The sequence below is a fragment of the Streptomyces sp. NPDC058373 genome, assembly GCF_042723275.1.
Classification (GTDB): Bacteria; Actinomycetota; Actinomycetes; order Streptomycetales; family Streptomycetaceae; genus Streptomyces.
The window spans coordinates 13093-26249 of record NZ_JBHXJE010000038.1 but is presented as its reverse complement, the minus strand read 5'-3'; the positions used below and the strand labels follow the sequence as shown (position 1 = coordinate 26249).

At 74.5% G+C, this 13157-nt stretch carries 14 protein-coding genes and 1 pseudogene; 6 read left to right on the top strand and 9 right to left on the bottom strand.

Going from position 1 to position 13157, the window contains the following annotated elements; all coding sequences use genetic code 11:
- Positions 1-221: 221 nt before the first annotated feature.
- From ACFWMZ_RS20860 to ACFWMZ_RS20850, 3 genes are all read right to left on the bottom strand, one after another.
- Positions 222-449 carry a hypothetical protein gene (locus tag ACFWMZ_RS20860; RefSeq protein ID WP_383180333.1) on the bottom strand — a complete coding sequence of 76 codons (228 nt, stop codon included), beginning with the start codon at positions 447-449 and terminating at the stop codon, positions 222-224.
- A gap of 285 nt (positions 450-734) precedes the next feature.
- The gene (locus tag ACFWMZ_RS20855) at positions 735-1289 is read right to left on the bottom strand and encodes a GNAT family N-acetyltransferase (protein WP_383180336.1); all 555 of its coding nucleotides are present in this window, start codon (positions 1287-1289) and stop codon (positions 735-737) included.
- A gap of 70 nt (positions 1290-1359) precedes the next feature.
- Complete coding sequence (locus tag ACFWMZ_RS20850) at positions 1360-1779, bottom strand: RidA family protein (RefSeq protein ID WP_383180339.1); 420 nt, start codon at positions 1777-1779, stop codon at positions 1360-1362.
- A 132-nt stretch (positions 1780-1911) separates the two neighbouring features.
- On the opposite strand from ACFWMZ_RS20850, the pseudogene ACFWMZ_RS20845 reads away from it, so the two are divergent.
- Both ACFWMZ_RS20845 and ACFWMZ_RS20840 read left to right on the top strand, forming a co-directional pair.
- A pseudogene (locus ACFWMZ_RS20845) lies at positions 1912-2525 on the top strand (pyridoxal-phosphate dependent enzyme); the annotation flags it as partial.
- A gap of 114 nt (positions 2526-2639) precedes the next feature.
- Complete coding sequence (locus ACFWMZ_RS20840; RefSeq protein ID WP_383203364.1) at positions 2640-3614, top strand: phosphotransferase family protein; 975 nt, start codon at positions 2640-2642, stop codon at positions 3612-3614.
- Here ACFWMZ_RS20840 and ACFWMZ_RS20835 read toward each other — a convergent pair.
- Positions 3604-4071, bottom strand: a complete 468-nt coding sequence (locus tag ACFWMZ_RS20835; RefSeq protein WP_383203323.1) for a pyridoxamine 5'-phosphate oxidase family protein — start codon at positions 4069-4071, stop codon at positions 3604-3606. The genes ACFWMZ_RS20840 and ACFWMZ_RS20835 overlap by 11 nt on opposite strands.
- A gap of 99 nt (positions 4072-4170) precedes the next feature.
- On the opposite strand from ACFWMZ_RS20835, the gene ACFWMZ_RS20830 reads away from it, so the two are divergent.
- From ACFWMZ_RS20830 to ACFWMZ_RS20815, 4 genes are all read left to right on the top strand, one after another.
- Positions 4171-4650, top strand: a complete 480-nt coding sequence (locus tag ACFWMZ_RS20830) for a nuclear transport factor 2 family protein (protein WP_383203320.1) — start codon at positions 4171-4173, stop codon at positions 4648-4650.
- Positions 4651-4765: 115 nt separating this feature from the next.
- On the top strand, positions 4766-5608 hold the full coding sequence (locus ACFWMZ_RS20825; RefSeq protein WP_383203317.1) for an alpha/beta fold hydrolase: 843 nt from the start codon (positions 4766-4768) through the stop codon (positions 5606-5608).
- 87 nt (positions 5609-5695) lie between these two features.
- Positions 5696-6064 (top strand): hypothetical protein, encoded by a 369-nt coding sequence (locus tag ACFWMZ_RS20820; protein WP_383180351.1) that lies wholly within the window; start codon positions 5696-5698, stop codon positions 6062-6064.
- Positions 6065-6601: 537 nt separating this feature from the next.
- Entirely contained in the window at positions 6602-7300 is a 699-nt protein-coding gene (locus tag ACFWMZ_RS20815) for a type 1 glutamine amidotransferase domain-containing protein (protein WP_383180356.1), read from the top strand.
- 90 nt (positions 7301-7390) lie between these two features.
- On the opposite strand, the gene ACFWMZ_RS20810 is transcribed toward ACFWMZ_RS20815, so the two are convergent.
- The 5 genes from ACFWMZ_RS20810 to ACFWMZ_RS20790 all read right to left on the bottom strand — a co-directional run bounded on the left by ACFWMZ_RS20810 (position 7391) and on the right by ACFWMZ_RS20790 (position 13042).
- Positions 7391-7819, bottom strand: a complete 429-nt coding sequence (locus tag ACFWMZ_RS20810; RefSeq protein WP_383203314.1) for a DUF1992 domain-containing protein — start codon at positions 7817-7819, stop codon at positions 7391-7393.
- A 60-nt stretch (positions 7820-7879) separates the two neighbouring features.
- Complete coding sequence (locus ACFWMZ_RS20805; protein ID WP_383203311.1) at positions 7880-8920, bottom strand: CHAD domain-containing protein; 1041 nt, start codon at positions 8918-8920, stop codon at positions 7880-7882.
- Positions 8904-11144, bottom strand: a complete 2241-nt coding sequence (locus tag ACFWMZ_RS20800) for an RNA degradosome polyphosphate kinase (protein WP_383180365.1) — start codon at positions 11142-11144, stop codon at positions 8904-8906. Before ACFWMZ_RS20800 ends, ACFWMZ_RS20805 begins: the two co-directional genes overlap by 17 nt.
- A 459-nt stretch (positions 11145-11603) precedes the next feature.
- Positions 11604-12485: a cytochrome c oxidase assembly protein gene (locus tag ACFWMZ_RS20795; RefSeq protein WP_383203308.1), complete on the bottom strand. Its 882-nt coding sequence runs from the start codon at positions 12483-12485 to the stop codon at positions 11604-11606.
- Entirely contained in the window at positions 12482-13042 is a 561-nt protein-coding gene (locus ACFWMZ_RS20790) for a DUF2243 domain-containing protein (RefSeq protein WP_383203305.1), read from the bottom strand. Before ACFWMZ_RS20790 ends, ACFWMZ_RS20795 begins: the two co-directional genes overlap by 4 nt.
- Positions 13043-13157 lie beyond the last annotated feature (115 nt).

Sequence of the window (13157 nt, the reverse complement as noted above, 5' to 3'; positions counted from 1 at the left end):
CGGCAGCCACTTGCCGGCGCGTGGGCACCCGACTGATTGGTCCGCAACGCAGAGGAAGCGGACTGCTCGGTGCCGGCGCGGCGGGCGGACCCCGGTGCCCCGCCGGAAGCCCCTGCCCTGGGTGGGTCGTCCTGAGCCACGGCGAAGGGCCGGACCCGGCGAGGGTCCGGCCCTTCACGGCCTGGCTGTGCGGTCCGTTCCGCAGGCGGGGGCCGGAGTTCCTAGTAGACGGGCGTGAGGTACCACTGCTCCTCGGGGTTCATGTTGTCGCAGTGGTAACCCACGATCGTGCCCTGGTCCTTCAGGGCCTTGCCCCACTGGGCACACAGCTCGAAGCTGGCCATCTTGATCGGTGCTCCCTCGGCCGCCTGAGCGGTCGCGGTGGTGCTTCCGGCGATGGCCGCGATTCCGGCCACCACGACGGCTGCCTTCGCGAGCTTCCTGCGCATGTGTCTCTCCTCCGTGTGGTCCGCCACCTGCCCATGAGCGGTGGCGGCGCTCTTTGCGGCTCCGGAACGGGGACCAGAAGCGGCGCGCCCTCGTCGGCTCGCCGCCCAGCGCCGTTCCCGTAACCAGTGCCGACCGAGTGCTGCGTTCATCGGCCACGCGTCCGCGTCCGGTGCTTCTCCTCGGCTCCCCAGCAGGACAACACGGGGGCCGGTGGCGATCAATGGAGGGCCGGTCCCTGTTACGTGGCCCTTACAAAGATCCACTTCTGTCCCGGTGTGGGGGGCTCATAGCGGAGCTAGGAACATCAGCACCTCGTCGCGGTCGTCCCCGGGAGCGAAGCGGAGGGCGCCGGGGCGGCGGCCGGACTCGCGCCAACCGAGGCGGCCGTAGAACTTCTCCAGTCCGGCGCCGCCGCGTGCCGCCAAGTGGAGCTGTTCGAGGCCCAGGTCCTCACGAGCGGTCTCGCGGGCGTACCGCACGAGGGCGGCGCCGATGCCGCGGCCTCGCAGGTCCGGGCGGGTCTGGACGTGGTGGAGTGTGCCCCAGTGGGCGACGAGGCGGCCCGGGTCGCGCCGTAGGTTCAGCCATCCGGCGAGTTCGCCGTCGCCGTCGAGGGAGGCGGTCAGCAGGCGGCTGGTGTCGGGGGCCAGGGCGGAGGCCAGCGCGTCCACCGCCGGGGCGACGTCGCGGGCGTCGACCGGCGGGAAGGGGAATCCGGCGGCTCCGCCCGCGTTGGTGACCGCGATCCAGCAGTCGGTCAGCGCCTGCCGCAGGGCGGGGGTGGCCTCCGCCGGGGTGGTGAGCTGGCGGAGGTGGAGTCCGTGGGGTCCGGTGCGCATGCGGGGGATGGTCGCACCCGGCACCGACAGCGGTGGGCGGCGGCGGGCCGTCGGGAGCCCGCCGCCGACCTCAGCTCGGGTCGGCCCCCAGCACCGCGTCGATCTCCACCTCGACCAGCCATGCCGGGTTGATGAAGCGGGAGACCTCCACGAAGGTGCAGGCGGGCCGGATCGTGGTGAAGCGCTCGCCGTGCGCCCGCGCGGCCTCCTCCCAGCGGGTCACGTCGGTCAGCATCATGCGGGTCCGTGTGACGTCGGCGAGCGAGGCACCTGCCTCCTTCAGGGCCTGCTCGGTGACGTCGAGGCAGCGGACGGTCTGGGCGTAGACGTCGGCGGGGCCGACGGTCGCACCGTCGTCCCCGATCGGCGCCGTCCCGGCGACGGCGACGTGATCGCCGACCCGGACCGCCCGGGAGAAGCCGATGCGCGGCTCCAGCGGCGAACTGGAACCGACTCGCTGACGTACGGGCTTTCGGTGCGTCTCGTTCATGAGTGCATGGTGCCGGAAGGGGGCGGCGCGGGCGGTCGGGCCCCGTATCCCGGCCCGGCGGCCCGCGCGGCACCATCGCGTACGACGCCCCGCCCGTTCGCCCTGCCCGCCCCCGCACCCCGGAGCCGCGCCGTGGCCCACGCCCTCATCCCTGCCGACATCAAAGCCTCCGCCGACCGCGTCGCGGGACAGGTCCGACCGGTCGCCGTCGCCCCGCTGGACCTCGGTACGGGCGGGCGCGCGCACCCCCGGAAGCGTCCACACCGCCCTCGAATTCGCCTAGCACACCGGCAATTTCAAGGTGCGGGGGGCCGCCAACTTCATCGCCCCGCACCGGGAGGCCGGGACCCTGCCCGAGGCGGGCGTCACCATCGCCTCGGGCGGGAACGCCGGGCTCGCCTGCGCCTGCGCCTGGGCCGCCCGCGTGCGAGGCGTACGTGGCTAAGAGCGGCGCGCTCCCCAGCCACGCCTACGATCACCCGCTCATTGCGGCCGGGGCCGGGACCCTGGTGGACGAGATCCGCGGCCGACTCCCCGAGGTGGACACCCTCGTCGTCGTCGCCGTCGGCGGGGGCGGGCTGTTCGCCGGGGTCGCGACGGCCGCCCGCCACCGCGGCCTGCGGACCGTCGCGGTCGAGCCAGTGGGTAGCAGGGCCCTGCACGCTGCCTTGGCCGCGGGCGAGCCGGTCGACGTGACGGTGGACTCGGTCGCCGCCGACTCGCTCGGCGCCCGCCGGGCGGCGAGGCCTGGCGAGGTCTGGAGGGGCGGGGCGACGCGCCCCGGTCTTCCGCGGCAGCGGCCCGCTGCCCGGCGGAGGAAATCCCCGGAATCCCCGCCGGACCCGGCGTATTCTGCGCCAATGCCCGCCGACCCCACCAGCCTCCCCCTCCCCGACCTGGCCCACCGCCTGGTCCGCACCGCCTATGGCGACCGCGCCACCGAGCCGCGCCCCCTGGCGACCGGTGCCTGGTCGCAGGCGTTCGCGCTGACGCTGGACGGGGTCGAGGCGGTGCTGCGAATCGGGGCGCACGGGGAGGACTTCGCCAAGGACGAGGCCGTCGCCCGCCTTGCCGGGCCGGGGCTGCCGGTGCCCGCCGTACTGGCCCGGGGGACGGCCGAGGGCTGGGCGTACGCGTTGTCGGTGCGCGCCCACGGGACCGCTCTGGACGACCTGTCCGCCGTCGACGTGGCGCGGGCCCTGCCGAGCCTGCTGACCGCGCTCGACGCCGCCGCCCGGGTCGACCTCACCGGCACCTCCGGCTACGGCATCTGGGCCCCGGGCGGGCGGGCATCGCACGCCACTTGGCCCGAAGCCCTGCTCGCCATCGGCACCGAGACGGCCCGGGTGCCGGGCTGGCGGGCGGCGCTCGTGGAGTGCGGGGTGGGGCTCGGGCCGGTCGACGCCGGGCTCGCCGCGCTGGCCCGCCTCACGCCGTACCTGCCCGGCGAGCGGCAGCTGCTCCACGGCGACCTGCTCAGCCGGAACGTCCTCGCCGACGGCGGGGCCGTCACCGCCGTGCTGGACTGGGGCAACGCCCTGTACGGCGACCGTCTCTACGACGCGGCCTGGCTCCTCCACTGGTGGCCCTGGTACCCGGCGTGGCGCCCGGCCGACCTGCACGCCGCCCTGCTCGCCCACTGGCACGCCACCGGCCCGCTCCCGGACCACCTGCGCGAACGCCTCCACGCGTACCTGCTCCACATCGCCCTCGACGCCCTCGCCTACTGCGCGTACCGGCGCCGGTGGGACGAGGTGCGCGTACACGCCGACGCCGTGCTGGCTCTGGCGGGTGCCGCGCCGGGGGAGAGTGTGCTGATCCCGGTCACGCGTTGACGTCGAGGGCCGTCCCGTACAGCCGGGAGACCCGCAGTCGGAGCACCACCCGGCGCTCGGCCACCAACTGGCCGAGGAACGCGGCCTCCTCGGCCTCGGCCCGGGGCCGGGCCGACTCAGGGACCACCGCGAGCAGTTCGCGGCCGACCGCGTCACCCGGCACGGCCGTCACCTCGGAGATCTCCGCCTCGCCCTCAGCCACGGCGAACGACCACACGTCGTCGCCCCGCACATGGAGGGAGGCGCGCGGGTCGCGCCGGAGCTGCCTGACCTTGACGCGGTCGGCCGTGGTCGAGAAGCGCAGGACGCGGGCGGCGGGGTCCCAGGCGTAGGCCATGGTGGTGAGGTGCGGATGGCCACTGCGCTTGTTGGTGGCGAGGGTGCCGAACCGCTGCCCGGCCAGGAGTGCGGAGAGGGCGTCGTCCGGCAGGGGGCGGGGGCTGGGTCTCAGAGTCATGGACCTCTCAACCGCCTTGTCCGGCAGGGGATTCCGTGCTGACGCGCGGTGCGGGAAAACCCCTCGCCGCGCCGTCCGCCCGCGGCGTAGGAAGGAGGCATGGAGACGGAGACGGAACCTCTCGGAGACCTTGGCCGCCTGCTGGCCGAGCGAGCCTGTGAACGGCTGATCGTGGAGTTCGTGCGACGGCTCGACCTGGGGGAGCCGGGTGAGGTCGCGGAACTCTTCACCGACGACGGGGTGTGGGAGTGGGCGGCGGGGGAGCGGCGGATCGAGGGGCGGAAGGCGCTGCGGGCGTACTTCGGCGGGCGTCCGGACGACCGGCTGTCCCGCCGCGTGGCGACCAACATCCTGGTGACACCCACCTCCGCGACCACCGCGACGGCGACCAGCTACTTCACCACCTACCGGGTCGACGGGCACACCGGCGGCCCGGTCCCCTCGCGCCCGCCCGTCCAGGTCGGGCACTACGAGGACACCTTCCGGCGGGTCGACGGGGAGTGGCTGCTCCGCAGCCGGGCCACCTTCCTCGCCTTCGCCGGACCGACCGACCGCCTCGCCGCCCCGGCGCCGCGCTGACCCGCGCGCCCCGTGGCCGCCGTCCACAAGCGGTGGAAAACTCGTGCGGGTCAGCCGCTCCACCCCCACCGCCGCACGTCCCGGCCGTGCGCCGGGCCGCGATCAGGAGGCCGTCATGCCCCAGCTGGAGCTGTCCGCCGGAGTCGTCGACTACGAGGACACGGGTGGGGACGGCCCGGTCGTCGTCCTGCTGCACGGCGTCGCGATGGACGCCAGCCTCTGGGACGAGGTGGTGCCGGGGCTGCGCGAGGAGTACCGGTGCGTACGGCCCGTGCTGCCGCTCGGCGGGCACCGCAGGCCGATGCGGGCGGGGGCCGACCTGTCGGTGGCCGGGGTGGCGCGGCTGGTCGCCGAGGTGCTGGAGAAGCTGGAGCTGCGGGAGGTGACCCTCGTCCTCAACGACTGGGGTGGCGCGCAGGCCCTCTTCGCCCTGGGGCTCGGCGAGCGGGTCGGCCGGCTCGTCCTCACCTCCTGCGAGGCCTTCGACAACTACCCGCCGGGCCTGCCCGGCCGGAACCTCGTCACCGCCGCCCGCATCCCCGGCGGCCTCGCCGCCGCCTTCGGGCTGCTGCGGTTCCGCCCGGCCCGGCGGCTGCCGATGACCTGGGGGTGGATGAGCAAGCGGCCCGTTGCGGCGCGGGTCATGGACCGCTGGGTGCGGCCCGCGCAGACCGACCCGGAGATCCGCCGCGACCTGCGCGCCTATCTGCTGGGGGTGCCGCCGCGCGAGGAACTGCTGCGGTGGGCCGAGGCGTTGCGGGGGTTCCATGGGCCGGCGCTGGTGGCCTGGGCGGCCGAGGACAAGGTGATGCCGGTGGCGCACGGGCGGCGGCTGGCGGAGCTGCTGCCCCGGGCCTCCTACGTCGAGATCCCGGACAGCCGCACCCTCCTCCCGCAGGACCAGCCCGCCGAACTGACCCGGTGTCTGCGGAAGTTCCTGGCGGACACGGCCGCCTGAGCCGGGGCCGGACCGGCGACGCGTACTCCTTCGCGGGGCGGGCCCGCGGACGTACCATGCGGGAAACAACACGGGGGGAGTCGTTCGATGAGCGGCTGGATGTGGTGGGGCCTGGCGTTCATGCTGCTGGGCGGCGGGAGTTGGATCGGCGAGAGCGTGCGGAGCGCGCTCAAGGCGCGGCACACCCGGAAGCTGGAGCTCCAGCGCGCCGAGACCGAGCGCCGGCGGGCCCTGGACGCGGCCAGCCGCCCGCCCGAGCCCATCTGCGGCTGCACCCACCACCTCGCCAAACACGACAAGCGGGGCACCTGCCACGAACGCGTCGAGGCCCCCGTCGAGTGGGACGCCGACCGCAAGCCCGTGAAGTACGAGGAACGCCCCTGCAACTGCCAGCAGTACGTGGGGCCGGAGCCGCTCGGCACGGTGTACGCGCCGGAGATCACCGACCGGGGCTGAGGGTCCCGGGCCCCTCGGCCGTCGAGTCCCGCCAGGAACGCTCGCTTCTCACGCGCGTGCCCGGTCCCGGGGGGAAGGCCACCACGGTCACCACGCCCAGCAGGACCAGGGCGGCGTTGGCGGCGATGGCGAGGTCATGCCGTGCAGGACGGCTCCGGCGATGAGGGCGGTGACGAGGGGCGGGGTGAAGTGCCCGAGGGCACCGACGGGCGGTCGTCGTCGCCGTCACCGCGCCGCTGGACCACGCCCCGCTCGACACCGGCGCCCCGCTCGACCGGGCCGCCGCCGACCGCGCCGCCCGGGCGGCCTGTGCGGTGGCGTGAGCGGCGGCGTGAGCGGGCGCGTACCCGGGGCAGGGCGTTACGGTCGTCGGGGAGGTGTGTCCTGGTTCGGGGCGGTTCGCGGTCATGTCGTACGTCCGGCCTCGTCTCCGGATAGGGGCTGCCTCGCCGGGCACGCGCCTCCGAAGGCCCTGACGTGGGCCAACGATGCCGTGCGGCGCCGAACGGTGCCGCGAGAACCGGAGAAGGAGGCCCCATGGCCACCCCGACCAACCGCATCCTGATCATCGTCACCAGCGCCGGCGAGTACGAGAAGGCCGGGTACCGCACCGGGCTGTGGCTCGGCGAGCTGACGCACTTCTACGACGTCGCCGAGGCGGCCGGGTTCGACCTCACCATCGCCGGCGTCGACGGCGGGCGCGTCCCGCTCGACCCGGAGAGCCTCGCGCACGACGTCCTCGCCGACCAGGGCACCGACCGGCGCTACGCCGACCGGGAGTTCATGGACAAGCTGGAGGACACCGTCGCCGTGGCCGACGTGCGGCCCGAGGAGTACGACGCGATCTACCTCACCGGCGGCCACGGCACCATGTTCGACTTTCCGGGCAGCAAGGCGCTCGGGGACCTGGTCGCGCGCTTCCATGACAGCGGGCGGGTCGTCTCGGCCGTCTGCCACGGGCCGTGCGGGCTGCTGGACGTCACACTCGGCAGCGGAGAGCCGCTGGTGCGGGGGCGGGATGTCACCGGGTTCTCCTGGCGCGAGGAGGAGTTGGCGCAGCGCGCCGACGCCGTGCCGTTCAGCCTGGAGGACCGGCTCAAGGAGCTGGCCGGCTCCTACACCGTCGCCGACAAGCCCTTCGAGCCGTACGTGGTCGAGGACGGCCTGCTCATCACCGGGCAGAACCCGGCGAGTGCGGCGCCGGTCGCGGAGGCGGTGGTGCGGGCGCTGCGGTGACGGGGGCGCGCTCTTGTCGGCCTCAGGCGCCGGCCGGGCAGCCCGTCTGAGCCCCCGGCCTCGGGCGCGCGGGAGCGGCGTACGCGCCGGTCAGCCGCGCCCGGTGCCCCGCGTCCGGCGCCACTCGCGCACCACCTCGTCCACCTTGAAGCGGGGGATGCCCAGCGGCGGCCCGGGCGGCGGCATCAGGTGCAGGTCGGTGATCCGCTTGTTCAGCTCGGCGACCCGGCGACGCACCTCCGCCTCGTCGTCGATCCGGGCCAGCACGGCGGGCAGTTCCTCGGCGTCCCGGCGGCACACCGCCACCAGCGAACCCGAGGCGTCGGCCCGCTCCTGCCCGAGCCCCTCCCGCCGCATCTTCGCCTTGACCCACCACAGCGCGTCGTACTCGGTCTCGTTCCCCGGCAGCGGCTTGCCCCGCCCGGGCAGCTCGGCGAACTCCCCCCGCCGCTCGGCCTGCCGGATCTGGTGCTCCACCCAGTCCTCGTGCGAGACGTCCGGCGGTTTCCGCTCTGTCATGGTTCCAGGGTCGCAGGGGGCGGGGCGGGGCTCAAGGGCCCGGGCGCTTGAGCCCCGCCCCTACTCACCCTTCACCCCCACCACCTCCCCCGCCCAGGCCCGCTGGAAGGCGTAGCGGGCCGCTTCGACCTCGTGGCGCTGGTCGGCGTGGAGGACGCCGAGGGCGTAGGCCGTGGTGGGGGCGATACGGGGGGTGGCGGCGGCGGAGGCGGCCTCGTGGGCGGCCTCCGAGGCGTCGCGGTGGCGGTCGAGGGCTCGGCGGGCGGCGGCCAGGCGGGGGCCGGGAGCGGCGTCGGGGGCGACGACCTCCTGGGCGTAGCGGTGCAGGCGCAGCAGCAGGCGGACCTGGTGCCAGGGGGTGTCCTGACTGTCGGGGGCCGGTACGGCCAGCGCCAGCGCCTCGGCGTTGTACGGGTGGCCCGCGCGGTGCAGCGGCAGGGCGGCCACGGCGTCGGCGAGGCGGCGGGCGGCGCCCTCGGCGAGGGCGTCGGCGCCGGCCGGGGCGTCCGGGCCGAGCGGGACCTCGCCGGAGAGCAGGGCGACCTCGTCGACCAGGGCGTGCAGCCGGGCCGAGGCGAAGGCCGTCAGACACGCCGAGTGGGCGCGGGTCCGGGCCAGGGTGAGGCGGCGCTCCAGCAGCGCGCCCGCCTTGGCGGCGCCGATGCCGGGGCCGCCCCGGCGGGGCGCGGCCGGGCCGGAGAGGCGGTGCAGCGAAGCGAGCAGCCGGGTCAGCCGGGCCGCCACCAGGTGCTCGTCGGCGAGGACGCCGGTCAGCCAGGTCAGCTCGGGCCGCAGCCGGTCGGCCCACTCCCGGTCCAGCAGGGGGCGGAAGGTGTGCAGGGTGGCGCCGAGGCGGCGCGTGGAGCGGGCCAGGGCGCGGGCCGCCTCCCTGGTCTCCTGCGGGTCCTGGGCGGCCTCGGTGTGATGGCGCAGGGCCCGCAGGAAGGCGGCGGCCTCGGCGCGGAGGGCTTCGCCGACCGGAGCCGCGGGGCCCGGCAGGCGGTCCAGGGCGGGTGCTGCGGTCCGGTCCGGGCCGCCGGCGGGCCGGCCGGGGGCCGGGGCCTGCTCGGGCAGGCGGTCCGGCTCAGGGAGTGGGGGCACGTCGGCGCCTCCGCGCGTCGATGAGCAGTTCCTGTACGTGGCGGAGCGGCTTGCCGTCGGCGTCGAGGCTGTGGCGGGTCCACTCGCCGTCGGCGTCGAGGTGCCAGGAGGTGGTGGTGTCGGCGACCCCGGTCTCCAGCAGGCGGTCCAGGGTGGCGCGGTGGGCCGGGTCGGTGACGCGGACCAGCGCCTCGATGCGGCGGTCGAGGTTGCGGTGCATCATGTCGGCGCTGCCGAACCAGACCTCGGGCTCGTCGCCGCCCGCGAAGATGAAGACGCGGGAGTGCTCCAGGAAGCGGCCGAGGACCGAGCGGACCCGGATGTTCTCGGAGAGGCCCGGTACGCCGGGGCGCAGCGCGCAGATACCGCGTACCCACACGTCGACCGGGACGCCGGCCATGCTCGCCCGGTACAGCGCGTCGATGACCGCCTCGTCCACCATCGAGTTGACCTTGACGCGGACGTAGGCCTCGCGTCCGGCGCGGTGGTGCTCGATCTCCTGGTGGATGCGGGCGACCAGGCCGTCGCGCAGGGAGCGCGGGGCGACCAGCAGGCGGCGGTAGGTCTCGCGGCGGGAGTAGCCGGAGAGCCGGTTGAAGAGGTCGGAGAGGTCCGCGCCGACCTGCGGGTCGGCGGTGAGCAGGCCGAGGTCCTCGTAGAGCCGGGCGGTCTTCGGGTGGTAGTTGCCGGTGCCGACGTGCGAGTAGCGGCGCAGGAGTTCGCCCTCCTGCCGGACGACCAGCGACAGCTTGCAGTGGGTCTTCAGGCCGACCAGTCCGTAGACGACGTGGCAGCCCGACTCCTCCAGTTTGCGGGCCCACTTGATGTTGGCCTGCTCGTCGAAGCGGGCCTTGATCTCGACCAGGACGAGGACCTGCTTGCCGGACTCGGCGGCGTCGATGAGGGCGTCGACTATGGGCGAGTCGCCCGACGTCCGGTAGAGGGTCTGCTTGATGGCGAGCACGTCCGGGTCGGCCGCGGCCTGCTCCAGGAACGCCTGCACGGAGGTGGAGAACGAGTCGTACGGGTGGTGCAGCAGCACGTCCCGCTCGCGGACGGCGGCGAAGATGTCCGGCGCGGAGGCCGACTCGACCTCGGCGAGGTCGCGGTGGGTGCGCGCCACGAACTTCTTGTACTTCAGCTCCGGCCGGTCCAGCCCGGCGATGGCGAAGAGGCCGGTGAGGTCGAGCGGCCCGGGCAGCGGGTACACCTCGGCGTCGCTGATCTTCAGCTCGCGGACCAGCAGGTCGAGCACGTACGGGTCGATGGACTCCTCGACCTCCAGCCGCACCGGCGGGCCGAAGCGGCGGCGCATCAGTTCCTTCTCCAGCGCCTGGATGAGGTTCTCCGCCTCGTCCTCCTCGACCTCCAGGTCCTCGTTGCGGGTGAGGCGGAACATGTGGTGCGCGAGCACCTCCATGCCGGGGAACAGCTCCTCCAGGTGGGCCGCGATGACGTCCTCGATGGGCACGTACCGCTCGGGCGACGCCTCCAGGAAACGGGAGAGGAGCGGCGGCACCTTCACCCGGGCGAAGTGCCGGTGGCCGCTGACCGGGTTGCGGACGACCACGGCGAGGTTGAGGGAGAGCCCCGAGATGTACGGGAAGGGGTGGGCCGGGTCGACGGCGAGCGGGGTCAGCACGGGGAAGATCTGCTGCCGGAAGAGGGTGAAGAGGCGGGCCTGCTCCTTCTCGGTCAGCTCGGCCCAGCGCACCAGGTGGATGCCCTCGTCGGCCAGGGCGGGCGCGATGTCCTGCTGATAGCAGGCGGCATGACGCGCCATCAGCTCGCGAGAGCGGGCCCAGATCATCTCCAGCACCTCGCGCGGCTGGAGGCCGGAGGCGGACTTGGTGGCGACCCCGGTCGCGATGCGGCGCTTCAGCCCGGCGACCCGGACCATGAAGAACTCGTCCAGGTTGGAGGCGAAGATCGCCAGGAAGTTGGCGCGCTCCAGCAGCGGCGTGTACGGGTCCTCGGCCAGCTCCAGCACCCGCTCGTTGAAGGCGAGCCAGCTGCGTTCCCGGTCCAGGAACCGGCCCTCGGGCAGCTCCGCCTCGTCGTCCCCCGCGTAGTCGTCCGGGTCGGAGTCGAGGTCGGGTTCCAGGTCGGAGACGGTGGCGGCGACGGCGTGCGGCCGGTGTGCGGCGAGCGAGCCGAGCGAGGGCTGGGGCGCCGGGGCGCCCAGCTCCTGCGGGTCAGGGGTCTCTCCTGGAGTACGCAGCATGGCCCCATTCTTCCCGGTCGCCGGGGTCGGGGGCGCGTCGGAAAGGGCCGGAGCCAGCGCGAGGGGCGGCTTCCGCTCGGGTTCGGGCGCTGCGGGCTGCATTCCGCGAGCGTGGCAAGGGTTGCTGAATCAGGGGTTACGGGGATGTGTCCTGGCGGACAGCGGGGGGTTGCCTTACGGGCCCCCTTCACCCGACTGGGTGACCCGGGGTGCCCTCGGCCGGGGGGCTTTGGGCCTTGGCTACGTCTCGACCGTGCCGGTCCACGATGGCCTCAAGCGCCGGCCGGGCTGTTCTTTTGGCTGGGCGCCGCTCGACCGTGGCGGTCACTGATGGCCTCAAGCGCCGGCCGGGCTGAGTGCTGCTGCGGCGCGGCGATTCCGTGCCGGTCACCGATTGGCCTCAAACGCCGGCCGGGCTGGGGTTTGGCGCCGTTCGACGCCGCCCGTCACCGATTGGCCTCAAGCGTCGGCCGGGGTGGGGTTTGGCGCCGTTCGACGGGGCCGGTCACCGATTGGCCTCAAGCGTCGGCCGGGGTGGGGTTTGGCTGGGCGCCAGGTGGTGACCAGGGCGGCGGCGAGGAGTAGTTCGGCCAGGTCGCCGCCGTAGTACATCAGTTCCGCTCCGCCCTGTAGTTGCCCGGCGGGGACGGGGACCTGGACGAGGAACCCGCCGTACATGAGCTGGGAGAGGGTGGCGTGCGCGGTGATGGCGACGCCGAGGACGACGAGGCGGGCCGGGACGCCGGGCCGGGACGGAGCGGGGTCGGGGCCCGCGACGGCGTGCGCGAAGAGGCAGCCGGAGAGCAGGAAGTGGGCGTGGAGGAGCCAGTGGGCGCCCGGGGCGGCGGCGAGGGCGGTGTACAGCGGTGTGAAGTACAGCAGTGCCAGAGTGCCGGTGGACAGGACCAGCGCGACCAGCGGGTGGCTGAGTACCCGGGCCGGGAAGGTGTGCAGGAGCGTGGCGAGGGTGCGGGCCCGCGCCGGGGGGAGGGTGCGCAGCAGCAGGGTGACGGGGGCGGCGAGGACCAGGCCCAGCGGGGCGTACATGCCGATGAGCAGGTGCTGCGCCATGTGCCCCCGGAAGTCGCCGTGCGCGAACGGCGCCAGGGGCGGGACGAGCGCCAGGACCAGGACGGCGAGCCCGGCGAGGAAGGCCGCCGTACGCCACCGGGACCAGCCGAGGACCGGATTGCGGAGGCGGGCCCGGCGGGCGAGGCGGAGGTAGGCCGCGCCGAGCAGGGTGGCGGCGAGGACGGGCGCCAGGGCGGGGGCCAGGAGGTCCCAGAGGCCCGGGTCGGCCGCGGGGCCCGGCGGGTGCGGGTGGTGTGCGTCGCCGCTCATCGCGCCTGCGGGCCGGGATCGCCCGTACCGGGGTCGAGGGGGCGGCCGCCGCGCCGGAGGAGGAGGCCGACGGCGACCAGCAGGGCGCCGAGGGCGAGGAAGCCCATGTCCCACCAGAACTCGTGGGGGCCGCCGCGGACATGGTGGATGCCGAGGATCTGGTGGTCGACGACACCCTCGACCAGGTTGAAGAGTCCCCAGCCCACCAGCACCCAGCCCCACAGCACCCGCGAGGTCCAGACGCGTCGCCGGTCGTGGGTGACCCGGGCGTAGAGGACGGCGAGGCCGGAGAGGACGGCCAGCCAGCAGACGGTGTGGAAGACGCCGTCCCAGACAGTGTTCATCTCCAGGCCCGAGACGGTGTCCGCCGGGTAGTACTTCACGCCGATCCGCGCGGTGTCGGTGCTGGTCAGCATGTGGTGCCACTGGAGGAGCTGGTGGAGCAGGATGCCGTCGACGAAGCCGCCGAGGCCCACCCCGAGGAGGATGCCCGGCAGCCGGATGCTCCTCGGTTCCGTCTCCGACCCCGCCCGCGCGTGAGCCGCTGTGCTCGCCATGGTCTGGCCGTCCCCTCCGGTCGGTGCCGCGATGGGGGACGTGTTCCCGCGCACCGGAGGTTAGTCACGGGGTGGCGGCCGGATTCCCTCCTCCGGCGCCCGAGCCTGCTCACCC